Here is a 24,900-nt window from a genome sequence, read left to right as displayed (position 1 = left end):
GTGAATTGGTTGCCCGGCGTCGCGAAAAGGCATTGCGGTCGAAAAAGAACATTGAGAATAAACAATATTGCTCAAGCGCGAAAGAATATTGCGCATCCTTGGGGTGCTGCTATAAGAACCGCAAACATCAGGAGCATTTCATGGTCGCGACACGACTGGACGAGATAGACCGCAAGATTCTGGCCGAATTGCAGGCCGACGGTCGCATGACCAATGTGGAACTGGCGAAACGCGTGGGGATTTCGGCCCCTCCATGCCTGCGGCGCGTCCGCACTCTGGAAGAGGCCGGGCTGATACGCGGATATCACGCCGAGGTCAACGCGCGCGAACTGGGGTTCGAAGTGCAGGTTTTTGCGATGGTCGGCCTGGACAGCCAAGCCGAAGTCGAATTGCGGGCCTTCGAGGAACGCTGCCGCAACTGGCCGCTGGTCCGCGAATGCCACATGCTGAACGGAGAGGTGGATTTCATCCTGAAATGCGTGGCGCCCGATCTCAGCAGTTTTCAGCAATTCCTGACCGGTGAGTTGCTGACCACGCCGAACGTGGCCAGCGTCAAGACGTCGCTCGTCATCCGCGGGGCGAAAGATGAGCCGGGGGTTCCATTTGATGTTCTGGAAGAGCGGCTGAGCCGGACCGCTTGATCCGGTGCCGTTTCGGATAGGCGTTGCAGGGGGGCAGGAAGGCGGCGATTGCCAGCGAGATCAGCCAGCAGACAACGATCTGCATCGCGTCTTCCTCCTTTATGCCGTGATTGCGTCGATTTCGCCGTCACCAGCCCGCGGCAAAAGAAGCGGGCCGAAATCGCCGATCGAATCGATATGCGCAAAGAGACCGAGATACAGGGAACGCAGTGACTGCCCCAGCATCCGCAGTGCGTTGATTCCCGGATGGTAGGTTTCGAACTGCAAACCGTCGATGCGGATGAGCGAATGCCGGCGCAGGCACAGATGGAACAGCTCGACCGGCGTCGGAGGCAGGGTTTCGACGACGTTCATTCCATCCTGGAACTCGTGCGCGGGGGTCAACAGCTGTCCACCCGCCGCCAGATGGCGCAAATGGACAGGAGTGGCCAGTATACGCGCCGAAGGGCCTGCGATCACGCCGGAAAGTGGTTTCTGCATGCCGAATGTGTCCGCCATGATCCGCGTCAGAGGATGCGTCCTGCCGCGCGAGTCCGGCTGCCCGGGAATCAACAGCAGTGATCCCTTCCACAGCACTTGCTGAACTTCGCCATCATGGGTCACGACCATGTCGCCGGGCAGCAGATCCTCGATGGCCATCGGCCCCCTGTCGGTTTCCACCAGCGAGCCGCGAGTGAAGGCGCAAAAGGCGTCCTCGAAAATCGGCAAGGCCGGCGCGATATGACGCTTTTGCACCACTTCGCCATCCGGTGACAGATAGCTTACCTCGTAACGCCGCAGTTTCGGGCGCTGCGTGCCCGTGTCGCGCAGCAGCGCCGATGTTTCGACGGCATTGCGCGCGGCGCGGGTCAATGAATGTGGAATAGGCATGCGTATTCCGTCCCTTTCAACTCTTGCCATTGCCGAGAAACCCCCTCAGACGGCCTTCACGTGGCTTTCTGTTCTTTTCGTCCACAATCTGAATTGGGAGAGAATCCGCAGGAAAAATCCCCCGCGAAGTATGCTGAATCTGCGACCTTTCAGTCGCGCTTGTCGTCATCACCGTGACCCCCCAGTCAGAACTCGTCACACGCGGGCGGTAATTGCTCACGCACCTGTCAGCCTCGAAAGACCACTGCGCAAACCGGGCGGTGGTCTGTTTCCGCATCGGCCCGAGGCCGACAACCGACGCGGCAAACACCAAATTGCCGAGCAGATTGGCTCTTTGGTGCACTTCCCCGATCAAGGCCGGCCACCTCTCCGGTAGGCAGTTTCGCCTGAAACTCTCGTCGCGCGTTTCCAAGGCATGTGCAGCTCGTGTTCCCTGGCGGCAGCAATCATGGACCTGATAAAGCGTGATTTGGGTTTCATCCGTTTCTTCCTGCCTCTGTTTGGCTCTCCGGCCGTTCCTGTTTCCAGCTTGGACTCTGAAATCACTTTGAGGCGTGGATAGGGCTGATCAGGGAAAAAATGAGGACAAAACTACCGGCTACTTGAATTCTCCCTTTGCTGAAAACCCGGGCCCGCAGCCCGCGCTCATACGCTAAGTTTCTGAGTTCAGTCGGGATTTTCCGACTGGCTCATCTTCGAGTAGACAGGATAATTGAGGTCAAAACGTGGCAAGACTGCCTTATTTTCGCCACATTTCTACAGGCGGATCGCCGAGATGAGCCGACCATAGTCCGCTTCACCGGCATGTGTCGAGCGGCGATAGGAATAGAAGCGATCGGGGTCGGAATAGGTGCAGTGCCGTGTCCATACCGCTTCGCCTATGCCGGCGCTGCGCAACCGCTCCAGGCCATAGGCGGGCAGATCGAACAGCAGCCTGTCGCCGTTGCCATTGGCGAAGAACCGGACGTTGTCCGGGCTGTCGGCAAGGAAATCGTCCAGAAATTCCGGTCCGACCTCGTAGGCACGCTGAGATATGGTCGGTCCGATCACCGCGACGATGTCCGCGCGATTCGCGCCAAGGTCTTCCATGGCATCCAGGGTCGCCTCAAGAACGCCATCCAGCGCCCCGCGCCATCCCGCATGCGCGGCGCCGATGACCCGCGCCTTGTGATCGGCGAAAAGAACCGGCTGGCAGTCCGCGGTCAGGATGGTCAGCGCCAGGCCCGGCGTCGATGTCACAAGGGCGTCGGCCTCGGGCCGTGCATCCGCATGCGGGCCGGTGACGACGTGAACATCTGCCGAATGAATCTGATGCACGCCGATCAACGCCTCGGGCGTCACCCCCATCGCCTCGGCGACCCGGCCGCGGTTCAGGGCCACGATCTCGCTTTGGTCCGACGACCCCTGCCCACAGTTCAACCCCGCGAACACACCGGACGATGCGCCGCCGCGGCGGGTGAAGAATCCGTGTTGAATGGGGTTCAGCAACTCGGAGGTCAGGATTTCGAGGGTCATGGCTCCAGTCCGGGTGGCGGTGCGGCATGTGCGGGATAGAGACCCAGCACCTTGAACAGGTTTCCCATTTCCTCGGGATGCGTCAACCGGCGATGTGCGCGGATAACCGCCGCAACGGTCTTTTCATCCGCTCCCCTGGCCAGCGCCTGCGCCCGGGCGGTGACGCCGAGCCGTTCCAGAAAGACGCCTTGCCGCGCCAGTCGCGTGTGGCGGCAGCCCTGTGCCTTTGCGCCATTGGCAAGCGCCTCGAAATCCACATGCGCGGTCAGGTCGGCCTGTCCCGGCGATTCCAGCGGGCTCACCTTCTCGTGCCGGCGCACGGCCTGAAACGTGTCGCCCAGCGAGCGCCAGTCCCCATAATCCACGATCAGCGCGGCCCCGCCATGCGACGAGATTCGCTCGGCGATCCGCGCCGCGATCGGGGCGGCGGCGGGGCAAAGCTCGACAATATCCCCGTCCCGTGTGTCCTCCAGACGGTCCGCCAACGCCTCCTGCGGTGCCTGTGCGCCGAGGCCAAAGGCTAGCTCTCCGTCATGAACGCCGATCAGGCGCTCGCGCCAGCCGTCGCCGTCCCGCACGAACTGGCGGATGGGCAGGGCGTCGAAGAACTCGTTGGCGACCAGAAACAGCGGCGCTTGTGGCAGCTCCTCGATGCTGTCGAGCCAGTCGGGCGCATGGCCGGAAAGGGTTCTGGCCTGAACCTCCCGCAGCGTGGGCGAGGCCTCCACGAGGCAGATCCGTGCCGCATCGTGGAAACCCGGCACGCCCTTCGTGGCCCTCAGAATATCCGCCATCAAGGTGCCGCGGCCCGGGCCCAGTTCGGCAAGCGTGAACGGTGCGGGGCGGCCCTGATCGAGCCAGCTTTGCGCCAGCGCCAGACCGATCAGTTCGCCGAACATCTGGCTGATCTCGGGGGCCGTGGTGAAATCGCCGCGTTCTCCCAGCGGGTCGCGCGTGGTGTAGTAGCCATGAACCGGATGCAGCAGGCATTCACCCATGTAATCCGCGATCGTCAGCGGACCGCCCTGCCGGATGCGTTCGATCAGCAGCGTTTCGAGACTCATGCCGGCCCCCGCCGTGCGCGCAGCAGAAAGAACAGCCCCAGCGCGATCATCGGCAGCGACAGAAGCTGCCCCATCGTCAGGCCGTAGCCCCCGACATGCCAAGCCAGCCCCAGCGGATTGTCCGGCGTCACGAACTGCGCGTCGGGCTGGCGGAAGAACTCGACGACAAAACGCGAGGCGCCATAGCCCGCAAGAAACGCGCCCAGAACCCGCCCCGGCGCACGGAAAGCGCCCCGGCGATAGACCATCCACAGCAACAGACCGCCAAGCAGCAGCCCCTCCAGCGCCGCTTCGTAGAGTTGCGACGGGTGGCGCGCGCACAGTCCGACCACATCCGGACAGCTCTGGGCTGCCGCCCCCGGAAAGATCACCGCCCAGGGCAGGTCGCTGGGCCGGCCCCAAAGCTCGGCGTTGACGAAATTGGCGAGCCGCCCGAGGAACAGACCCGGCGGAACTGTATGGGCGACCAGATCGGCCAGCGGCAGAACCGGTATCGCGTGACGCCTCGCAAAGAAGAGTGCGGCCAGCACCACGCCCAGCAGGCCGCCATGGAATGACATGCCGCCCTGCCAGACCTTGAGGATCTCGACCGGGTTCTGCAGGTAATAGGCGGGCTGGTAGAACAGGACGAAGCCCAGACGGCCCCCAAGGATGACACCGATAATGATCCAGGTCAGCAGGTCCTCGAGCCGCTGCGCCGTCATCGGCGGCGTCTCGTCGGGCCACAGGGCTGGGCGCCGCAGAGCCGCAAGCGCCATGCGCCATGCGATCAGGATGCCGGCGATATAGGCCAGCGCGTACCACCGCAAGGCAAACTCCATCCCGAACAGCGAGATCGAGAAAAGTTCGGGCGAAAGGTCGGGGAAATTCAGAACTGCCTGCATGTGCGCCTCATTGCCCGGGGTTTGAGGGGCAAGTCAACCTTGAGCCCGGGCCTTTCCTTGCCCATATAGGGGGCAACCGAGATACCGGAGTAAAGACATGCAGACCCGCAACAAGATCCTTGACGACATTTCCCAACTGATGACCAATGCCATGGGCGTGGCGCAGGGCGCGCGGGAAGAGGCCGAGACCGCGATGAAGTCGCTGCTCGACCGCTGGCTGGCCGATCGCGATTTCGTCACCCGCGAGGAATTCGACGCCGTGCGCGCCATGGCGCAGAAGGCGCGCGAGGAAAATGCTGCTCTCGAGGCGCGCATCGCCGAACTCGAAGCCAAGCTGGGCGACTGAGCGCAGGTTCAGAGCATTTCATCTCAAAGGCCAGAAAAATCGTACCGTGCAATCCCATCAAGGCTTGCGCGCTGCGGTGTATTCTGGCGTCTCGCGGGCATATTTCAAGAAAAAGATGGGGCGGGCGCCAATATTTTGGGCGCAGTTGCTGGCTGTCCACAACTTATTGCCGTTATCCCCAAAAATTGGGGTTGCCAGAACACCTGCCACACCGCACCATATCTAGTATCAGGCTGCGGGGGGACGCCCGGTCTGTAGAGCAGGCAACTAGCGCTGGGGCGCTGCCCGCCCCGACCAGCTAGAGATCAGTGAGGTGTATCATGGCACTATCCGAGCAGTACCTCGAAGAGGACATTCATCCGATCGACATCGTCGAGCATCTGGCCGAACACCACGAATGGGATTTTGATCGCATCGGGGATGACCAGATCGCCATGGCGGTCGAAGGACAGTGGCGCACCTACTCGATCACGCTGGCCTGGTCCCCCTATGACGAGACGCTGCGGATGCTGTGTTCGTTCGAGATGGAGCCGCCCGAGGATCGCGAAGCAGAGCTTTACGAGTTGCTCAACGCGATGAACGATCAGTGCTGGGCGGGCGCCTTCACCTATTGGAGCAACCAGAAACTGATGGTCTACCGCTACGGGCTCGTGCTGGCCGGGGGGCAGGTGGCAAGCCCCGAACAGATCGACACGATGATCACCGCGGCGGTTCTGAGCGCCGAGCGCTACTACCCGGCGATCCAGCTGGTGACCTGGGGCAACCGGACCCCGGATGAGGCAATGCAAGTCGCCATTGCAGAGGCCTACGGCCGCGCGTAAAGCTTTGCCCCGAACCTGAAATGAAGGGGAGGGGCACTCATGGACATGTCACGGGTCGCGGATCAGGGGCTGGTTCTTCTGGGCTGCGGCAAGATGGGGTCGGCCATGCTGGCGGGCTGGCTCGAGCACGGTCTGCCCGCGGCCTCGGTCTGGGTGATCGACCCCTATCCGTCGGACTGGCTCAAGGCGCAGGGTGTGAACATCAACGCGCCGCTGCCTGAATCTCCTGCCGTCGTGCTGATCGCCGTCAAACCGCAGATGATGGGCGAGGCCCTGCCGGGGATAAAGGCGCTGGGCGGCGGTGATACCCTGTTTGTCTCGGTCGCTGCCGGAACCTCGATCGCCACCTTCGAAAAGGTGCTGGGCGAAAACACTCCGATCGTCCGCGCGATGCCGAACACACCTGCCGCGATCCGCAAGGGCATCACCGCGTTGATCGGCAATTCCCATGCCACCGAGGCAGACATGGCGCAGGCCGAGGGGTTGCTGGCTGCGGTGGGTCAGACCGTGCGGCTGGACAGCGAGGCCCAGATGGATGCGGTGACCGGCGTCAGCGGCTCGGGCCCGGCCTATGTGTTCCACCTGATCGAAACCCTGGCCGCCGCGGGCGAGGCGCAGGGCCTGCCGGCAGACCTGTCGATACAGCTGGCCAAGGCCACCGTGGCCGGGGCAGGGGCGCTGGCCGAGGCGGCCGAGGAAGACCCGGCGCAACTGCGCATCAACGTCACTTCGCCCAACGGCACCACGCAGGCCGCGCTCGAGGTTCTGATGGACCCGGAAACCGGTTTTCCGGCGCTGCTGAACCGCGCCGTCGCCGCCGCCACCAACCGTTCCAAGGAGCTGTCTCGTGAATGAGATTTCTTTCGACGACTTTCTCAAGGTCGATATTCGCGTGGGCGAGGTGATCCGCGCCGAACCCTATCCCGAGGCGCGCAAGCCCGCGATCAAGATGTGGATCGACTTTGGCGACGAGATCGGCGAGCGCAAGACATCGGCCCAGGTCACCGCGCATTACACGCCCGAGTCGCTGGTGGGCAGGCAAGTGCTGGCGGTGGTGAACTTCCCGCCGCGCCAGATCGGCCGCTTCATGTCCGAGGTGCTGGTGCTGGGCCTGCCCGACGAAAACGGCGAGATCGTCCTGATCGGCCCCGACGGCAAGGTGCCGCTGGGTGGGAGAATGCACTGATGAAGCTCTGGATCACGCGGCCGATGCCGCCCGCGGTCGAGGCGCGGGCGCGGGCGGACTTCGATGCCGAGATCCGCGACAGCAACCTGCCCCTGAGCCGTGACGAAATGCACCGCGCGCTGACCGGGTTCGACATCGTCGTGCCGACATTGGGTGACCTGTTCTCGGCGGATATCTTTGCCGCTGTGCCTCAGCCGCGCTGCAAGCTGCTGGCCAATTTCGGGGTCGGCTACAACCACATCGACGTCCGGGCCGCGTTGGCGGCCGGGGTGCAGGTCACCAACACGCCCGGCGCCGTCACCGACGCAACCGCCGACATCGCCATGACGCTGCTGCTGGCCACCGCCCGGCGGGCGGGCGAGGGCGAACGGCTGGTCCGCTCGGGCCAGTGGCAGGGCTGGCACCCGACGCAGATGCTGGGCCAGCACGTCACGGGCAAGCGGGTCGGTATCGTCGGCATGGGCCGCATCGGGCAGGCGATCGCGCGGCGCTGCCATTTCGGGTTCGGAATGCAGGTCGCCTATGTGGCGCGCAGCCGGAAAGAACTGGAGTTCCCCGCCGAGTACGTCCCGGATCTGCCCGCGCTGGCGGCATCGGTCGATTTCCTGATGCTCGCGGTTCCCGGCGGGGCCGAGACGCGGCACCTGATCGACGCGCTGGTTCTGGACGCCATGAAGCCCTCGGCCCTGCTCATCAACATCGCGCGCGGCGAGGTGGTGGACGAGACCGCCCTGATAGGCGCGTTGCAGGGCGGACAGATCGCCGGCGCCGGGCTGGACGTCTACGAGTTCGAGCCCGAGGTGCCGGCGGCCTTGCGCGAGATGGAAAACGTCACGCTGCTGCCGCATCTGGGCACCGCAACCGAAGAGGTCCGGACCGACATGGGGAACATGGCGCTGGACAACGTGGCGGCCTTTTTGAACGGACGGCCCCTGCCCAACGCGGTGACTGCGTAGGATCAGGCGCCCACGGCCTCGCGCCAGTGCTTGCGGCAGAGCGAGACATAGGTCTCGTTGCCGCCGATCTGCACCTGATCCCCTTCGGTGATCGCGTTTCCGGCCTCGTCCTGCCGGATCACCATGGTCGCCTTGCGGCCGCATTTGCAGATGGTGCGCACCTCGCGCATTTCATCCGCCAGCGCCAGCAGGGTGGCCGAGCCCGGAAACAGCTTGCCCTGAAAATCCACCCGCAGACCATAGGCCAGAACCGGCACCTTCAGGTCGTCCACCGCGCGGGCCAGCTGCCAGACCTGCCGTTCCGACAGGAACTGCGCCTCGTCCACGAAGACACAGGCCACCGGCCCTTTTGACAGGCGCGTTTCGATCATGGCGAAAACGTCGTCTTCGGGTCTGAACGTATCCGCCTCGGCGGTAATCCCGATGCGCGAGGCGATGCGCCCCGCGCCCGCGCGCCCGTCGATGGCGGCGGTCATCAGATAGGTATCCATGCCGCGTTCGCGGTAGTTGTGAGACGCCTGCAGCAGCACCGTCGACTTGCCGGCGTTCATGGTCGAGTAGTTGAAGTAGAGCTTTGCCATGACGCCTGTCTAGGACGCCAAGGTCCGGGGGGCAATGGGGGCGCTGCCCCCGTCGCGGCGGGGCCGCGACTCCCCCGGAGTATTTTGAAAAAAGTGAAGCTCAGGCGTGGCGGCGCACGATCACCGACCCCACCGAGTATCCCGCTCCGAACGAGCAGATCAGGCCGATATCGCCGTCCTGGAAGTCGTTCGAATGCTTGGAAAAGGCGATGATCGACCCGGCCGACGAGGTGTTCGCGTAATCCTGCAGGATGTTGGGCTGTTCGTCCGGTTCCGGCTCGCGGCCCAGCACCTTGCGACCGATGAAGTCATTCATCGTCTTGTTGGCCTGATGCAGCCAGAGGCGTTTCAGGTCTGCGCTTTCGATCCCTTCGGCCTGCATGTGGTCGCTGATATGCTGGCTGACCATCGGCAGCACTTCCTTGAACACCTTGCGGCCGTTCTGCATGAACTGCATGTCGCGGCGGTCTTTCAGCCCGTCGGGGCGCGACCGGCGCAGGAAACCGTTGTTGTTGCGGATGTTGTTCGAAAACTCGGTGGCGCAGCGGGTGGAGAGAATTTCGAAATATGGCCCGTTGGCGTCCTTGGCGCGCTCGATCAGCGTCGCGGTGGCCACGTCGCCGAATATGAAGTGGCAGTCCCGGTCGCGCCATTCCAGGTGGCCCGAGCAGATCTCGGGGTTGACGACCAGCGCCGACCGGACCGAGCCGGAACGCACCATGTCGGCCGCCGCCTGGATGCCGAACGTGGCCGACGAGCAGGCGACGTTCATGTCAAAGCCGAATCCCTTGATCCCCAGGGCGTTCTGGATCTCGATCGCGATCGCCGGATAGGCGCGTTCGTGGTTCGAGGCCGCGCAGATCACCAGGTCCACGTCCTCGGGAGTCCGGCCCGCCTGCGCCAGTGCCTTGTTGCAGGCATCCACGCCCATCTCGGTCATGATGCCGGGTTCATCGTCGCTGCGTTGCCGCAGCAGCGGATGCATGACGTCCGGGTCCAGAATGCCTGTCTTGTCCATCACATAGCGGTTCTCGATGCCCGACGCCTTGACGATGAACTCTTCCGAGGAATGCTGCATCGGCTCCATCCGGCCCTCGGCGATGGCCTCGGCATTCTTGGCGTTCTGCTTGTCGGCATAGGCGTTGAACGCGGCGACAAGCTCGGCGTTGGTGATCACGTTCTCGGGCGTGAAAACGCCGGTTCCGGTGATTGCGGGCGTATGCATGGTCGTTCCTGACATCTCCTGAATTTGCTCAAAATGCAGGCACACCCTTTCGGGATCAAGGGCAGTTGACCCGAGGGAAGGCATCGCCTTCGGCGGAATTACGTTTCGCGTATTGAATAGTTCAAAAAATGAAATATATGCCACGCAGGTTTGCGAAAGGCGGCAAAATGGCTGACGACGATTCCTATTCGGCGGAAGGGCTGAGTCCCGAGATCATCGCCATGATGGGCGTCTATGCGCTCTACTGGAAACTGGAGGAAAGTTTCGAGGCAAAGGCCGGCCAGATGGACCTGAGCCGGCAGGAGATCCACATGCTGGTCAAGCTGGGGCAGCCCAAGCGCATGGGTGTTCTGGCCTGTGACATGCTCACCCTGCCTTCGACCATCACCGCCACTGCCGACGCGCTGGAAAAAGCCGGCTATCTGCAACGCCAGCGCGACCCTGACGACCGGCGCGCCTGGCTGCTGGTGCTGACCGAGCGAGGCGCCGACGTCCGGCAGAGATTCATGGCCGAGGCGGGCGAGTTGTTCCGCCGCGCTTCCGGTCTGAACGATCACGAAACCCACGAATTCGCGCGGCTTTCCCGCAAGATCCGAGACAACGTTCTGAAAACAGGCATCCCAGAGGGACTTAAGAAATGAAATTGCTTGCAGCATTCGGCCTTGGTCTGGCGATTTTTGCCGCCTCGGCCTCGGCTGACGGGGCCGCCAAGCCCGTCAAACTGATGCAGGTCAGTGAAACCGCCCCCGGTTTCTCGCGCCAGTTCTTTGGCCGGGTTGCGGCACGGAAAACCGTGGACCTTGCCTTTCAGGTCGCCGGTCAGATCGTCGAGATGCCGGTCACCGAAGGCTTCGTGATCGCCAAGGGCGATCTGATCGCCCGGCTGGATCAGGAACCCTTCGAGTTGCAGCTCAATCGCGCGCGCCTGCAAAAGGATCAGGCCGACCGCACGGTTGCCCGCCTGGCCCGGCTCAAGGGCACGACGGTCAGCCAGGTTGCGCTGGACGACGCCGAAACCAACGCCGAACTGGCCGCCATCGCCCTTCGCGACGCCGAATACGCGCTGGAGCAATCAACGCTGACCGCGCCTTTCGATGCGCTGGTCTCGCGCCGCGAGGTCGAGATATATTCCACCGTTGCCGCCGGAACCCCGATCGTTCGCATCCACGACATGTCCGAGCTGCGGATCGAGGTCGACGTCCCCGAGATCCTGTTCCAGCGGGCCAGCGCGCAGGACGACGTCACGATCACCGCCAAGTTTCCGGCAAGCGACGAGGTTTTCCCGCTCCAGATCCGCGAATTCGACGCGGAAACCTCGAGCGTGGGACAGACCTTCCGGATCCAGTTCGGACTTACACCCCCCGAAGGGCTGCAGATCCTGCCTGGCTCGTCCGTGACGGTGAATGTCCAGGTGCAGGACCACAAGACGGGCATCATCGTGCCGCCGACCGCCATCGTGGCGGATGCCGACGGGAAACTGGGCGTCATGGTTTTCTCTCCGGTCGGGGCCGAGGAGGGCACCGTCAAAAGGGTTCCCGTCGAAATCGAGCCGACGCAATCCGGCGATGTCCGGGTGCTGTCGGGCCTCAAGGACGGTGACGAGATCGTCGTTGCCGGCGGCGCCGTGCTGGTCGACGGGCAGAAAGTCCGCCGCTTCAGCGGCTTCGCGAACTGAGGAGCGGGCCGATGAACATTGCGCGCGCCTCCATCGACCGGCCGCTCTATACGTGGCTGATCATCCTGATCGCCCTGCTCGGGGGGATCTGGGGGTTCTTCTCGCTGGGCCGTCTCGAAGACCCTGCCTTCACCATCAAGCAGGCGGTGATCGCGACCGAATATCCCGGCGCCACGGCCGAGCAGGTGGCGCTCGAGGTGTCGGAACCGCTGGAATCCGCGATCCAGCAGATGTCCGAGGTCGATGTCATCACTTCGGTCAACCGGCCCGGACAGTCGCTGATCGAGGTCGAGATCAAGATGACCTATGACGGCGAGGAACTGCCGGACATCTGGACCAAGCTGCGCGCCAAGATCCGCGACGCCGCCCGTGGGTTGCCCCAAGGCGTCGGGCAGCCTTTTGTGAATGACGGGTTCGGCGACGTGTTCGGCCTGTTCTACGCGGTCACGGCCGAGGGCTTCTCGGACGCGGAAAAGCACGAGCTGGCCACCTTCTTGCGCCGCGAGTTGCTGACCGTAGAAGGGGTGGCCGATGTCGAGGTGCAGGGCCTTCCCGAAGAGGCGATCTTTGTCGAGCCCGACCTGGCGATCTCGGTGAACCAGAACGTGCCGCTTCAGGCGATCAACAGCGCCATCGCGAACGCGAACTCGGTCAACGATTCCGGCTCGCTTGAATCGGAAGACAACAGAACCACGATTTTGACCGCCGAAGGCTCGGACAGCGTGTCGGCCATCGCGGGGCTGTCGGTGGGCTCGCAGGGCCATGTGATCAACCTGTTCGACATGGCGAACGTCTATCGCGCGCGGCAGGATGACCCCGACATCATCATCCGCCACAACGGGACCGAGGCGTTCACCCTCGGCATTGCCGGGCTTTCGAGCGAAAACATCGTCGAGGTTGGGCAACGGGTTGACGAAAAGCTGGCCGAACTGGACCAGTCCATTCCCTTCGGCGTCGAAGTCCAGCCGATCTATCAGCAGCACGTCGTGGTCGAGCAGGCCTCGAACGACTTCCTGGTGAACCTGGCCATGTCGGTCGCCATCGTGGTGGCGGTGCTGGGCATCTTCATGGGCTGGCGGGCCGCCATCGTGGTCGGGTCGACCCTGCTGCTGACCGTGGTGGGCACCTTGCTGTTCATGGCGCTGTTTTCGATCGAGATGGAGCGGATTTCCCTTGGCGCGCTGATCATCGCGATGGGGATGCTGGTGGACAACGCCATCGTGGTGGCCGAGGGGATGCAGATCGCCATGCTGCGCGGCAAGAATTCGCGCGATGCCGCGGACGAGGCGGCCTCGAAAACCCAGATCCCGCTGCTCGGCGCCACCGTCATCGGCATCATGGCCTTCGCGGGCATCGGGCTCAGCCCGGATGCGACGGGCGAGTTCCTGTTCTCGCTGTTCGCGGTGATCGGCATTTCGCTGCTGCTCAGCTGGGTGCTGGCCATCACGGCAACGCCGCTCCTGGGGCACTATTTCTTCAAGCAGGGCAAGGAAGGGGAAACCGACGCCTATGGCGGTTGGCTGTTCCGGACATATGGCGCGTCCCTTGGCCTCGCCCTGCGGTTCCGCTGGCTGGTCGTGGCCGGGCTGGTGGGCATCACGGTGGCCTGCTATGCCGGTTTCGGGCTGATGAAGGAACAGTTCTTCCCCAACTCGAACACGCCGCTGTTCTTCGTGCATTACAAGCTGCCGCAAGGCACCCCGATCGCGCGCACCGCGGCGGATCTGGCCGAAATCGAATCCTGGCTGGCCGAGCGTGACGACGTGGTTTCTACCACCACCTTCGTGGGGCAGGGGGCGACGCGCTTCATGCTGACCTATTCGGCGGAAAAGCCGAACCCCAGCTACGGGCACATGATCATCCGCACGGAAACGCTGGATGACATCCCCGCGCTTCAGGCCGAGCTTGAGGCGTTCGGCAATGCGCGCTTCCCCGAGGGCGAGTTCCGGACCAAGCGGCTGGTCTTTGGCCCCGGCGGCGGCACGCCGATCGAGGCGCGGTTCTCGGGCAGCGATCCGGCCGTGTTGCGGCAGCTGGCCGACGAAGCGGTGCGCCGCATGGCCGAGGCTTCGCCCAACGCGCTGCACGTCCATCACGACTGGCGCGAAATGGAACTGGCCCTTCAGCCGGTCTATGCCACCGAGCGCGCCCAGACCGCGGGCGTCACCCGCGAGGACATCGCCGGAACGCTGCTGTTCTCGACCGATGGCATCACGGGTGGTGTGTTCCGCGAGCGTGACCGCCTGATCCCGATCATCCTGCGGCGCCCCGCAGATGGCGAATACTCGATCGTCGATCAGGTCGTCTATTCCGACCAGGCGCAGAAATTCGTTCCGGTCGAGCAGATGGTGGACGGGTTCGAATACAAGGCGCTCAACACGCTGGTGCATCGCCGCAACCGGGTTCTGACCATCACCGTCGGCGCCGACATCCCGCCCGACATGACGGCGGCGCAGGTCCATGCCGAGCTGCGCGACGCGATCGAGTCGATGGCGCTTCCGACCGGCTACGAGATGGAGTGGGGCGGCGAGTTCGAGGACTCGCGCGATGCGCAGGAAAGCCTGGGCAGGCAGCTGCCCATCAGCCTGCTGGTGATGGTGCTGATCTCGGTGCTGCTGTTCAACGCGATCCGCCAGCCCATCATCATCTGGCTGCTGGTGCCCATGTCGGTGAACGGCGTGGTGATCGGCCTGCTGGGTACCGGGCTGCCCTTTACCTTCACCGCGCTTCTGGGCCTGCTCAGCCTGTCGGGGATGCTGATCAAGAACGGCATCGTGCTGGTCGAAGAGATCGACCTGGTGCGCGAAACCGGCAAGCCACTGCGCGAGGCGATCATCGAGGCCTCGGTCTCGCGTCTGCGCCCGGTGATGCTGGCCGCGATCACCACGATCCTCGGCATGGCGCCGCTGCTGTGGGACGCGTTCTTTGTCTCGATGGCGGTGACGATCATGGGCGGCCTGGCCTTTGCCACCATTCTGACGATGGTGGCGGCGCCGGTGTTCTATCTCGTGTTCTTTGCCCGGGATGAACGGCGGAAAGCCGCGCCCGTCGCAGCCTAGGCCCTATCCGGTTGCGGCTTCGCCGGGACGGCCCGTTTTTCGGGTTGCCTCGGCCATGTTATAGTAAGCGCGCCTTGGTCGCCCGAAGGCTCTCGCGTGCAGTGCGAACACCGATGTCCGGTGATATTCGGAATGGCCGTGGCGGTTCTGAACAAGGGAGGCGCGCATGGACAAGCAGCGCATGGCGGAATTCGCCGAAACCGTGTACCGGGACATGGCCGGGGCCATGGCCATAGGAATAGGCTATCTCGGGCAGAAAACGGGTCTGTTCAACGCCTTGGCTGCCGCGGGCGACGTGTCGCAAGCCCAGCTTGCCAGCGCCACGGGTCTGCAGCCCAGATATGTCGAGGAATGGCTGAAAGGAATGACCGCCGCAGGTTGGCTGGAACATGACCGAGAAACCCAAAAGTTCAGCCTGCCCGAGGAACATGCTTTCCTGATTGCGTCTGAAGGCACCGACCATTTCATGGGCGGTCTCTTTCTGGCGGGGCCGGCATTGCTGTCGCAGGCACCTAAAGTTGCGCGGGCGTTCCGAGAAGGTGGGGGGGTCGCGTTCAGCGAGTACGACGATGACTGGATCGAGGCAATGGACCTCATGAACAGCGGCGCGTACGAACACAGGCTTGCCTCCTACTGGATAGGGCAGATACCGGACATTTCCGAGCGACTGGCGAGCGGAGGCCGTATTCTGGATGTGGGTTGCGGCGTGGGCCGGGTTGCAGCGGTCCTGGCCAGAGCTTTTCCCAATGCAGAAATCGTCGGTGTCGATCCTGACGAGGTATCGATCGAGCAGGCAAAAGGCAATCTGAACGAAGAGGCCTCGGAACGGGTCACATTCTTGAAGGGCAAGATTGACGACGTGAGCAGGGGAGACGGGTTCGACTTCGTGACACTGTTCGACTGTCTCCACGATCTGACCGAGCCGCGAGAAACCCTTGCCGCTATACGGGAAAGGCTGCGCTCCGACGGTGTTCTCATGGTTATGGAGCCACGCGCCGCGGACCGGCTCGAGGACAACGTGAATTCTCTTGGAACGTCCTATTATGGCTTCAGTCTGTTTCATTGCATGACGCAATCGCTGGCACAGGGCGGGCCGGGGCTGGGCACCTGCATGGGCCCCGAGAACACGATCTCACTGCTCAGGGAAGGCGGGTTTTCAACCGTCGAGCAGTTGCCGATCAAGAGCCAGACCAACGTGTTCTACGCGGCGCGGCCCTGAGTCGCCTGTGGTTTCAATCGCGAAACCAACAAAAAATTCGGCCCCGGGCGACTGCTCGGGGCCGTGTTTCAGTTTTCTTCGGTGGGTGACTTATCCCTGCAGGGACTTGACCTCGATATCGCCCTGCGCCTGCGCCTTGATTGCCAGCGCGGCGGCGTTCGAGCCCGCGGCAGTCGTGAAATACGGGATCTTGTCATAGAGCGCGATCGAGCGGATGGCCTTGCTGTCCTCGATGGCCTGCGCGCCCTCTGTGGTGTTCATCACCAGTTGCACCTGGCCGTCCTTCAGCATGTCCACCACGTCCGGGCGGCCTTCATAGACCTTGTTGACCACGTCACAGGGCACGCCCTGGCTGTCCAGCCAGGTCTGCGTGCCGCGTGTGGCCACCAGCGTAAAGCCCTGTTCCACCAGAACCTTCGCCGCCTCGAGCATCAGATCGCCCTTGTCGGCATCCTTGATCGAGATGAAGGCCCGCCCCTTGGACGGCAGTTCCATGCCCGCGCCAAGCTGCGCCTTGAGGAAGGCGCGGGGGAAGTCGCGGTCCCAGCCCATGACCTCGCCGGTCGAGCGCATCTCGGGGCCGAGGATGGTATCGACGCCGGGGAAACGGGCAAAGGGCAGCACCGCCTCTTTCACCGAGAACCACGGCATGTTCGGGTCGGCCAAGGTCATCTGGTCGGCGATCTTGGTGTCCTGGCCTGCCTTGTAGGGCGGGCGCTGCGGGAAGTTCGACAGCGGCTCGCCCGCCATCACCCGCGCCGCGATCGAGGCAATCGCGCTGTCGGTGGCCTTGGCCACGAAGGGCACGGTGCGGCTGGCGCGCGGGTTGACCTCGATCAGGTAGATCTCGCCGTCCTTGATCGCGAACTGCACGTTCATCAGTCCCACGACGTTCAGCGCACGGGCCAGCTTGTTGGCCTGTTCCTCGATCTCGGCAAGGATCTCTTTCGACAGCGAGTAGGGCGGCAGCGAACAGGCCGAGTCGCCCGAGTGCACGCCTGCCTCTTCGATATGCTGCATGATGCCCGCCACATGGACATCCTTGCCGTCGCACAGCGCGTCCACGTCCAGTTCGACCGCCCCGGCCAGATAGCTGTCCAGTAGAACGGGGCTGTCGCCCGAGACCACCACGGCCTCGTTGATGTAGCGTTTCAGCTGGTCCATGTCGCGCACGATCTCCATCGCGCGGCCGCCCAGAACATAGGAGGGGCGGATCACCAGCGGAAAGCCGATCTCTTCGGCGATGGCCAGAGCCTCTTCGTCGGTCGAGGCGATGCCGTTCTTGGGCTGCTTCAGGCCCAGCTCGTTGACCAGCGCCTGGAACCGCTCGCGGTCTTCGGCCAGGTCGATGGCGTCCGGCGAGGTGCCGAGGATCGGGATGCCGGCCTCTTCCAGCGCGTTGGCCAGCTTCAGCGGCGTCTGGCCGCCGAACTGCACGATCACGCCGTGCAGGGTGCCGTTCTCCTGCTCGACCCGCAGGATTTCCATGACGTGTTCAAAGGTCAGCGGCTCGAAATACAGCCGGTCCGAGGTGTCATAGTCGGTCGACACCGTCTCCGGGTTGCAGTTGACCATGATGGTCTCGTACCCCGCGTCCGTCAGCGCGAAACAGGCGTGGCAGCAGCAATAGTCGAACTCGATCCCCTGACCGATCCGGTTCGGACCGCCGCCCAGAATGACCACCTTCTTGCGGTCGGAGGGCCGCGCCTCGCATTCGACCTCGCCCATCGTGGGGGCCTCGTAGGTCGAATACATGTAGGGCGTCTGCGCCTCGAACTCGGCGGCGCAGGTGTCGATGCGCTTGAACACCGCCTTGACGCCCAGATTGTGACGGGCGCGGCGCACGTTGTCCTCGTCGCGGCCGGTCAGCTTGCCCAGACGGGCGTCGGTAAAGCCCAGCATCTTGACCGCGCGCAGGCCTTCTTCGGTGACCGGCAGGCCGTTCTTGCGCAGGTCGCGCTCGGCCTCGACGATCTCGCGGATGCGCGACAGGAACCACGGATCGAACTTGGTGACTGCCTGGATCTCGTCATCCGACAGCCCGTGCCGCATCGCCTGCGCGATGGTGCGCAGACGGTCGGGCGTCTGCTGGCTGATGGCCTTGATGACGGCGGCCTTGTCATCGGCCTCGTCCCAGACGCCCACGTTCAGGCCGGGAATCTCGATCTCGTCGAACCCGGTCAGTCCCGATTCCATCGAGGCCAGCGCCTTTTGCATCGATTCGTGGATGGTGCGCCCGATCGACATCACCTCGCCCACCGATTTCATCGCGGTGGTCAGGTAGGGCTCGGATCCGGGGAACTTCTCGAAGGCGAATTTCGGGATCTTAGTGACGACATAATCGATGGTCGGCTCGAACGAGGCGGGCGTGACCTTGGTGATGTCGTTGTCCAACTCGTCCAGCGTATAGCCCACGGCCAGCTTGGCGGCGATCTTGGCGATGGGGAAGCCGGTGGCCTTGGACGCCAGCGCCGAAGACCGCGACACGCGCGGGTTCATCTCGATCACCACCATGCGGCCATCGGCGGGGTTCACCGCCCATTGCACGTTCGAGCCGCCGGTCTCGACCCCGATCTCGCGCAGAACGGCGATTGAGCCGTTGCGCATGATCTGGTATTCCTTGTCGGTCAGCGTCAGCGCCGGGGCCACGGTGATCGAGTCGCCGGTATGCACGCCCATCGGATCGACGTTTTCGATTGAACAGACGATGATGGCGTTGTCGGCGGTGTCGCGCACCACCTCCATCTCGTATTCCTTCCAGCCCAGCAGGCTTTCGTCCACGAGGATCTGGTTCACCGGCGAGGCATCCATGCCCGAGCGGCAATAATGGATGTAATCCTCGCGGTTATAGGCCACGCCGCCGCCGGTGCCGCCCAGGGTAAAGGCGGGGCGGATGATCGCGGGCAGGCCGATGTTTTCCAACTCGTCCAGCGCCAGTTGAACGCCGGCCTCCAGATCGGCCGTGCCGTCCTCGCGCTTGGGGGCGGTGACGATGGTGGCGCGCGGGTTTTCAAGGCCGATCCGCTCCATCGCCTCGCGGAACAGCTTGCGGTCCTCGGCCATTTCGATGGCCTCGCGCTTGGCCCCGATCATCTCGACGCCGAACTTCTCCAGCACGCCCATCTCTTCCAGTGCCAGCGAGGTGTTCAGGCCGGTCTGCCCCCCCATCGTGGGCAGCAGGGCGTCGGGGCGTTCCTTTTCGATGATCTTGGCGACGACCTCGGGGGTGATCGGCTCGATGTAGGTGGCGTCGGCCAGTTCCGGGTCGGTCATGATCGTGGCCGGGTTCGAGTTCACCAGGATGACCCGATAGCCTTCTTCGCGCAGCGCCTTGCAGGCCTGTGCCCCCGAATAGTCGAATTCGCAGGCCTGCCCGATGACAATGGGCCCCGCCCCGATGATCATGATCGACTGGATGTCGGTTCTCTTCGGCATGGCCAGGTTCCTTCGATTGTGCGCGAGTCAGGGGCGCCGACCGAGCGCCCAAATTGTCGTGCGTTATAGGCACCGCGCGAAAAGGTGCAAGGGGGATCGGAAACAGCGGCGGATTTGCCGCTTTCCTCCCTTTCGTTCGGCGCTGGAATCTCTATACCGCGCCCTGCGGAAAATGGGGAATCTCTTGCGTATTCGTTTCGATCATGGGCCGGCGGGGCAGGGAACATGTTTCGACCGACCACTGGAACTGATCCGGGCCGATGAACCGGCAGAGGTGCCCGCTGCGCTGGCGGCGCTCGATGCGGCGCGGGCGCGGGGCGGCTGGCTGGCCGGCTATGCCAGCTACGAGCTGGGCTACGCGCTGGAGCCCCGCCTTGCCGCGCGACTGCCGTCGGGCCGCCGCCTGCCCCTGCTGTGCTTTGGCGTTTTCGATGGCCCGTCGTCCCACCCGCTGCCCGGCGCAGGCGGCGGTTTCACCCGTTTCGCGCCGCGCTGGGACGAGGCGCAATATTCGCGCGCGTTCCGGGCCGTGCACGAGGCGATCGGGGCCGGGGACATCTATCAGGCCAACCTGACCTTTCCGATTGATCTGGGCGTCGCGGGCGACGGCGCCGCGCTCTACGCCGCGCTGGCCGAACGCCAGCCGGTCGGCCACGGCGCGCTGGTGCAGCAGTCGGGGCTGCCGGATCTGCTGAGCCGCTCGCCCGAGCTGTTCTTCCGCACCGATGCGGATGGCGTGATCGAGACCCGCCCGATGAAGGGCACCCAGCCCCGCAGCGCCGACCCGGCCGAGGACGCCCGCCGCCGCGCGTTTCTGGCCAGCGACGAAAAGAACCGGGCTGAGAACCTGATGATCGTCGATCTGCTGCGCAACGACATTTCCCGCGTCGCGGTGCCCGGATCGGTCAAGGTGCCCGAGCTGTTCAAGGTCGAAACCTATGCCACCGTGCACCAGATGGTGTCGCTGGTGCGGGCACAACTGCGCACCGATGCCGGCCTGTCCGAGATCCTGACGGCGCTGTTTCCCTGCGGCTCGATCACCGGCGCGCCGAAAATCCGCGCGATGGAGATTCTCAACGATCTCGAACCGTGGCCGCGCGATATCTATTGCGGCACCATCGGCTGGGCTGCCCCCGATGGCCGGTCGGAATTCAACGTGGCGATCCGCACCCTGATGGTCGAAGGGGCGCGCGCCACGCTGAATGTCGGCGGGGGCGTGGTCTGGGACAGCACGGCCCCGTCCGAATACGAGGAGGCACTATGGAAAGCGCGCTTTGCCCGCCAGCTGAGCCTGGTTTCCGCCTGATCGAAACCCTGGGCTATCGGCCCGGCGCAGGACTTGTCCGCCGCGACCGCCATCTGGCGCGCATGGCCAGATCCGCGGCCGCGCTGGGAATGCCCTTTGACCGCGTTCGCGCCGAGGCCACGCCGACCGAGGCAAAGGGCGACGCCCCCCTGAGGTGCCGACTGACGCTGGACATATCCGGCGCGTTCGAGCTGGCGACCGGCCCGCTGACCGACACCCCGCCGCTTTGGCGCGTCGCCATCGCAAAGACCCGGCTGATCTCGGACGACCCGTGGTTGCGCCACAAGACGACGCGGCGCGCGCTCTACGACACCGCCCGCGCAAACCTGCCTCGGGGCGTGGACGAGTTGCTGTTTCTCAACGAGCGTGGCGAGCTGTGCGAGGGCACGATCACCAATGTCTTCGTCGAGACCCGCGACGGACGAAAGGTGACGCCGCCCCTGTCCAGCGGCCTGCTGCCTGGCATTCTGCGCGAAGAGTTGCTGGAAAAAGGTCAGTTCGCCGAAGAACCGCTGACCTTGAGCGACCTTATGGGCGCAAGGCAGGTTTTCGTCGGAAACTCCCTGCGCGGCCTGATCCCGGTGGAACTGGTGTCCGGGTAAACCGGATCATTCGGCCGCGTCGCGCAGCCTGTCATTCTCGGAATACAGGTAATCGCGGGTCAGCGGCACCGCGTCCCGGCGGTGGCCAAGCTGGAATTGGAACACCGTCTGGTCGCGCTCTTCGAAGACAAGGATGCAGATGGTCAGGTAGAACCGCCACATGCGGATGAACCGGTCGTCATACATGGCGCGTACCCGGTCCAGATTCGCCTCGAAGTTCTCCCGCCAGCAGCGCAGCGTCATGGCGTAGTGCAGGCGCAGGCTCTCGATATCGAGGTTCCACAGGCCGGTATACGAGATCGGCTGCACCAGCTCGGACAGCGACGGCACGTAGCCGCCGGGGAAGATATACTTGTTCAGCCAGGGCGACTGGTTCGTCGGCGGCCCGTTGCGCCCGATCGTGTGAATCAGGGCGACCCCGTCGGGGTGCAGCAGGTTGGCGACCTTGGTGAAGAACTCGCGGTAATGCGGCGCCCCGACATGCTCCAGCATCCCGACCGACACGATGCGGTCAAACTCTCCGTCAAGCTCGCGGTAATCCTGCAGGCGGATCTCGATCCGGTCCTGCAACCCGGCACGGGCGGCGCGTTCCCTGGCGGTTTCATACTGGTTCTGCGACAGGGTCAGGCCGGTCACCCTTGCGCCGTGGTCGCGCGCCAGCGTCAGCGCCAGCCCGCCCCAGCCACAGCCGATGTCCAGCACATGCGATCCCGGCTTGAGACAGAGCTTGCGCGCGATATGCGCCTTTTTCGCCGCCTGCGCCTGTTCCAGCGTCATGCCGGGGTCCGAGAAATAGGCGCAGCTGTATTGCATGTCCTCGTCCAGCATCAGGCGATAGAACTCGTCCGAGATGTCATAGTGATGGGCCACGTTGCGGCGCGCCAGGCCGGTCGTGTTGCGCTGCTGGATCGGGCGCAGCATGAACCGCACCTGGTCGATCCAGTGATAGACGGGAGGAAAGTTGCCCGCCGCCACGTTGCGAATCGCCACGCGCAGAACGTCCTCCAGCGAACTGTCGCCGGTCGTCAGGGTGCCGTCCATGTAGCCTTCGCCAAAGGCCAGTTCGGGATTTCGGCACAATCGCGCCACCAGCCCCTCGTCATGGATATGTATCTCGGGGGCGGGGGCCGATCCGTCGCCATAGAGGCACGTCTCGCCATTCGGATAGGTCACCCGCAACGCGCCTTGGGCGATCAACGAACTCAGAACACGATCCAAAACACTCTGCCACATGATCCTTTTCTCTCCTGCCCGTCATGGGGGCATTTCGAAATCCGGGTCGCGCAAAACGATAACACATCATTGGAAAGATACTACAAAATCACGATTTGTCTCTCTTTTCGGTGTCAACCGGCCTGCTGCGCGGGGGAACCCTTGACTTCCCCGGCGCATCGCGGTGTATCGGCGCGACGAATTCTCCGCCCGAAGGGATATGACCGATGCACGCCTATCGCAGCCACACCTGCGCCGATCTGACTGCCGCCAATGTTGGTGAAACCGTCCGCCTGTCGGGCTGGGTCCATCGCGTTCGCGACCACGGCGGCGTGCTGTTCATCGACCTGCGCGATCACTACGGCGTGACGCAGGTTCTGTGCGACGGCGACAGCGCCGCGTTCGCCGAACTGGAAAAGGTCCGGTCCGAGTGGTGCATCCGCATCGACGGCACGGTCAAGGCGCGCGACCCCGAACTGGTGAACCCCAAGCTGCCCACCGGCGAGATCGAGGTCTATGTCCGCGAATTGGACGTGCTGGGCAAGGCCGAGGAACTGCCGCTGATGGTGTTCGGCGATCAGGAATACCCCGAGGAAACCCGCCTGCGCTATCGCTACCTGGACCTGCGCCGCGAGGCGATGCAGCGCAACATGACGTTGCGCTCGGACGTGGTGGCCTCGATGCGCCGCCGCATGTGGGAGAGCGGCTTCCGCGAATACCAGACCCCGATCATCACCGCCTCCTCGCCCGAGGGCGCGCGCGACTTCCTGGTGCCCTCGCGCCTGCATCCGGGCAAGTTCTATGCGCTGCCGCAGGCGCCGCAGCAGTTCAAGCAGCTGATCATGGTGTCGGGCTTCGACAAGTATTTCCAGATCGCGCCCTGCTTCCGCGACGAGGACCCGCGCGCCGACCGCTCGCCGACCGACTTCTACCAGCTCGACCTCGAGATGAGCTTCGTCACCCAGCAGGACGTGTTCGACACGATCCAGCCCGTGCTGACCGGCATCTTCGAGGAATTCGGCAATGGCCGGAAGGTCGACAAGGTCTGGCCGCAGATTTCCTACAAGGATGCGGCGCTGTGGTATGGCACCGACAAGCCCGACCTGCGCAACCCGATCAAGATGCAGGACTGCTCCGAGCATTTCCGCGGCTCCGGCTTTGCCATCTTCGCCAAGCTGCTGGAACAGGAAGGCACCCAGATCCGCGCCATCCCGGCGCCGGGTGGCGGCAGCCGCAAGTTCTGCGACCGGATGAACGCCTTTGCCCAGAAAGAGGGCCTGCCGGGGATGGGCTACATCTTTTGGCGCGAGGGCGAGAACGGGACGGAGGCCGCCGGCCCGCTGGCCAAGAACATCGGCCCCGAGCGCACCGAGGCGATCCGCCTGCAGCTGGGTCTCGGCAAGGGGGATGCGGCCTTCTTCCTGGGTGGCAAGCCCAAGACCTTCGAAAAGGTCGCCGGCAAGGCCCGCGACGTGATCGGCGAGGAACTGGGCCTGACCGACAAGGACCGGTTCGCCTTTGCCTGGATCGTCGATTTCCCGATCTACGAGAAGGACGACGAGACCGGAGAGATCGACTTCGAGCACAACCCATTCTCGATGCCGCAGGGCGGGATGGAGGCGCTGGAGGGCGATCCGCTCGAGGTCAAGGGCTATCAGTATGACCTGGCCTGCAACGGCTACGAGATCGTCTCGGGCGCGATCCGCAACCACAAGCCCGAGATCATGCTCAAGGCCTTCGAACTGGCCGGCTATGGCGAGGATGAGGTCAAAAGCCGCTTTGGCGCGCTGTTCAACGCGTTCCACTATGGCGCCCCGCCGCACGGGGGCTGTGCTGCCGGTATCGACCGGATCGTGATGCTGCTGGCCGACGAGGCCAACATCCGCGAAGTCATGATGTTCCCGATGAACCAGCGCGCCGAGGATCTGATGATGCAGGCGCCGTCGGACCCGACCTCGGATCAGCTGATGGACCTCGGCCTGCGCATCATTCCGCAGGAGTGACCTGTGTCGCCGCCCCGCGTGGGCGGCGAGACAGGGCCGGATCACGACGTCCCGCCAAGGGGCGGTGGGCCGAGTCGTGAAACCGGTCGGGCAGGTTGTCGCCTGTCCGCTCAGGGCACCGGCGGAACGCGTGATCGGCCCGCCCGCCGGTCTCAGTCGTCGTGCCTCGTCAGAACCAGTCGCATGAACGCGTCACCAGCGCCTTCGCGTCTTTGCCTTATGGCCCTGGCGCGAGAGCGCGCATGCAACAAAAGGCCCAGACCGAACGATGCGATCAGGCCCAGAACGGCTTCGGTCATG

22 protein-coding genes are annotated in these 24,900 nt (G+C 64.0%); 13 read left to right on the top strand and 9 right to left on the bottom strand.

Annotated features, from left to right (window positions below; genetic code table 11):
• The first annotated feature begins 140 nt into the window (after positions 1-140).
• Positions 141-641 (top strand): Lrp/AsnC family transcriptional regulator, encoded by a 501-nt coding sequence (locus tag AVO45_RS17970; RefSeq protein WP_068349797.1) that lies wholly within the window; start codon positions 141-143, stop codon positions 639-641.
• A gap of 99 nt (positions 642-740) precedes the next feature.
• Here AVO45_RS17970 and AVO45_RS17965 read toward each other — a convergent pair whose 3' ends face one another.
• The 4 genes from AVO45_RS17965 to lgt form a co-directional block, all read right to left on the bottom strand.
• Positions 741-1,511, bottom strand: coding sequence for a Hint domain-containing protein (locus tag AVO45_RS17965; protein WP_082688867.1), 771 nt, complete (start codon positions 1,509-1,511; stop codon positions 741-743).
• A 756-nt stretch (positions 1,512-2,267) separates the two neighbouring features.
• The gene (gene pgeF, locus AVO45_RS17955; RefSeq protein ID WP_068349793.1) at positions 2,268-3,026 is read right to left on the bottom strand and encodes a peptidoglycan editing factor PgeF; all 759 of its coding nucleotides are present in this window, start codon (positions 3,024-3,026) and stop codon (positions 2,268-2,270) included.
• A complete protein-coding gene (locus AVO45_RS17950; RefSeq protein WP_068349791.1) occupies positions 3,023-4,090 on the bottom strand; it encodes a class I SAM-dependent methyltransferase in 1,068 nt (355 codons plus the stop codon). The genes pgeF and AVO45_RS17950 overlap by 4 nt, the downstream gene beginning before the upstream one ends.
• Positions 4,087-4,974 (bottom strand): prolipoprotein diacylglyceryl transferase, encoded by an 888-nt coding sequence (lgt, locus tag AVO45_RS17945; protein WP_068349789.1) that lies wholly within the window; start codon positions 4,972-4,974, stop codon positions 4,087-4,089. The genes AVO45_RS17950 and lgt overlap by 4 nt, the downstream gene beginning before the upstream one ends.
• A 97-nt stretch (positions 4,975-5,071) precedes the next feature.
• Between lgt and AVO45_RS17940 the strand changes: the two genes are divergently transcribed.
• The 5 genes from AVO45_RS17940 (at position 5,072) to AVO45_RS17920 (ending at position 8,283) form a co-directional block, all read left to right on the top strand.
• Complete coding sequence (locus tag AVO45_RS17940) at positions 5,072-5,320, top strand: accessory factor UbiK family protein (protein WP_068349787.1); 249 nt, start codon at positions 5,072-5,074, stop codon at positions 5,318-5,320.
• 320 nt (positions 5,321-5,640) lie between these two features.
• Positions 5,641-6,141 carry a type III secretion system chaperone family protein gene (locus tag AVO45_RS17935; protein ID WP_068349785.1) on the top strand — a complete coding sequence of 167 codons (501 nt, stop codon included), beginning with the start codon at positions 5,641-5,643 and terminating at the stop codon, positions 6,139-6,141.
• Between the two features lie 39 nt (positions 6,142-6,180).
• Positions 6,181-6,996, top strand: a complete 816-nt coding sequence (gene proC / locus AVO45_RS17930) for a pyrroline-5-carboxylate reductase (protein ID WP_068349783.1) — start codon at positions 6,181-6,183, stop codon at positions 6,994-6,996.
• Positions 6,989-7,327 carry a tRNA-binding protein gene (locus tag AVO45_RS17925; RefSeq protein ID WP_068349781.1) on the top strand — a complete coding sequence of 113 codons (339 nt, stop codon included), beginning with the start codon at positions 6,989-6,991 and terminating at the stop codon, positions 7,325-7,327. Before proC ends, AVO45_RS17925 begins: the two co-directional genes overlap by 8 nt.
• Positions 7,327-8,283 (top strand): 2-hydroxyacid dehydrogenase, encoded by a 957-nt coding sequence (locus AVO45_RS17920; protein ID WP_068349779.1) that lies wholly within the window; start codon positions 7,327-7,329, stop codon positions 8,281-8,283. The genes AVO45_RS17925 and AVO45_RS17920 overlap by 1 nt, the downstream gene beginning before the upstream one ends.
• Positions 8,284-8,285: 2 nt before the next feature.
• Here the strand turns inward: AVO45_RS17920 and AVO45_RS17915 are convergent, their stop codons facing one another.
• Both AVO45_RS17915 and AVO45_RS17910 read right to left on the bottom strand, forming a co-directional pair.
• Positions 8,286-8,864, bottom strand: a complete 579-nt coding sequence (locus AVO45_RS17915; RefSeq protein WP_068349777.1) for a thymidine kinase — start codon at positions 8,862-8,864, stop codon at positions 8,286-8,288.
• A 100-nt stretch (positions 8,865-8,964) separates the two neighbouring features.
• Positions 8,965-10,089 (bottom strand): beta-ketoacyl-ACP synthase III, encoded by a 1,125-nt coding sequence (locus AVO45_RS17910; RefSeq protein WP_068349775.1) that lies wholly within the window; start codon positions 10,087-10,089, stop codon positions 8,965-8,967.
• 167 nt (positions 10,090-10,256) lie between these two features.
• Here AVO45_RS17910 and AVO45_RS17905 point away from each other — a divergent pair, with 167 nt between their 5' ends.
• The 4 genes from AVO45_RS17905 to AVO45_RS17890 all read left to right on the top strand — a co-directional run bounded on the left by AVO45_RS17905 (position 10,257) and on the right by AVO45_RS17890 (position 16,042).
• Positions 10,257-10,730, top strand: a complete 474-nt coding sequence (locus tag AVO45_RS17905; protein WP_068350014.1) for a MarR family winged helix-turn-helix transcriptional regulator — start codon at positions 10,257-10,259, stop codon at positions 10,728-10,730.
• Positions 10,727-11,764, top strand: coding sequence for an efflux RND transporter periplasmic adaptor subunit (locus tag AVO45_RS17900; RefSeq protein ID WP_068349773.1), 1,038 nt, complete (start codon positions 10,727-10,729; stop codon positions 11,762-11,764). Before AVO45_RS17905 ends, AVO45_RS17900 begins: the two co-directional genes overlap by 4 nt.
• A gap of 11 nt (positions 11,765-11,775) precedes the next feature.
• Complete coding sequence (locus tag AVO45_RS17895) at positions 11,776-14,823, top strand: efflux RND transporter permease subunit (RefSeq protein ID WP_068349770.1); 3,048 nt, start codon at positions 11,776-11,778, stop codon at positions 14,821-14,823.
• A 166-nt stretch (positions 14,824-14,989) separates the two neighbouring features.
• Positions 14,990-16,042 carry a class I SAM-dependent methyltransferase gene (locus AVO45_RS17890; RefSeq protein ID WP_068349769.1) on the top strand — a complete coding sequence of 351 codons (1,053 nt, stop codon included), beginning with the start codon at positions 14,990-14,992 and terminating at the stop codon, positions 16,040-16,042.
• 90 nt (positions 16,043-16,132) lie between these two features.
• On the opposite strand, the gene carB is transcribed toward AVO45_RS17890, so the two are convergent.
• Positions 16,133-19,477: a carbamoyl-phosphate synthase large subunit gene (gene carB, locus AVO45_RS17885; protein WP_068349766.1), complete on the bottom strand. Its 3,345-nt coding sequence runs from the start codon at positions 19,475-19,477 to the stop codon at positions 16,133-16,135.
• A 184-nt stretch (positions 19,478-19,661) separates the two neighbouring features.
• Between carB and AVO45_RS17880 the strand changes: the two genes are divergently transcribed.
• Complete coding sequence (locus AVO45_RS17880) at positions 19,662-20,783, top strand: aminodeoxychorismate synthase component I (protein ID WP_068349764.1); 1,122 nt, start codon at positions 19,662-19,664, stop codon at positions 20,781-20,783.
• Entirely contained in the window at positions 20,738-21,385 is a 648-nt protein-coding gene (locus AVO45_RS17875; RefSeq protein ID WP_068349762.1) for an aminotransferase class IV family protein, read from the top strand. Before AVO45_RS17880 ends, AVO45_RS17875 begins: the two co-directional genes overlap by 46 nt.
• Positions 21,386-21,391: 6 nt before the next feature.
• On the opposite strand, the gene AVO45_RS17870 is transcribed toward AVO45_RS17875, so the two are convergent.
• On the bottom strand, positions 21,392-22,618 hold the full coding sequence (locus AVO45_RS17870) for an SAM-dependent methyltransferase (RefSeq protein WP_068349760.1): 1,227 nt from the start codon (positions 22,616-22,618) through the stop codon (positions 21,392-21,394).
• 206 nt (positions 22,619-22,824) lie between these two features.
• On the opposite strand from AVO45_RS17870, the gene aspS reads away from it, so the two are divergent.
• Positions 22,825-24,600, top strand: a complete 1,776-nt coding sequence (aspS, locus tag AVO45_RS17865; protein ID WP_068349758.1) for an aspartate--tRNA ligase — start codon at positions 22,825-22,827, stop codon at positions 24,598-24,600.
• A 152-nt stretch (positions 24,601-24,752) separates the two neighbouring features.
• Here aspS and AVO45_RS19840 read toward each other — a convergent pair whose 3' ends face one another.
• Positions 24,753-24,899, bottom strand: a complete 147-nt coding sequence (locus AVO45_RS19840) for a hypothetical protein (protein ID WP_157770198.1) — start codon at positions 24,897-24,899, stop codon at positions 24,753-24,755.
• Position 24,900 lies beyond the last annotated feature (1 nt).

The sequence above is a fragment of the Ruegeria marisrubri genome (genome assembly GCF_001507595.1).
Lineage (GTDB): Bacteria > Pseudomonadota > Alphaproteobacteria > Rhodobacterales > Rhodobacteraceae > Ruegeria > Ruegeria marisrubri.
The sequence above is the reverse complement of the archived record's forward strand: the minus strand, read 5'-3'. Positions and strand labels throughout refer to the sequence as shown.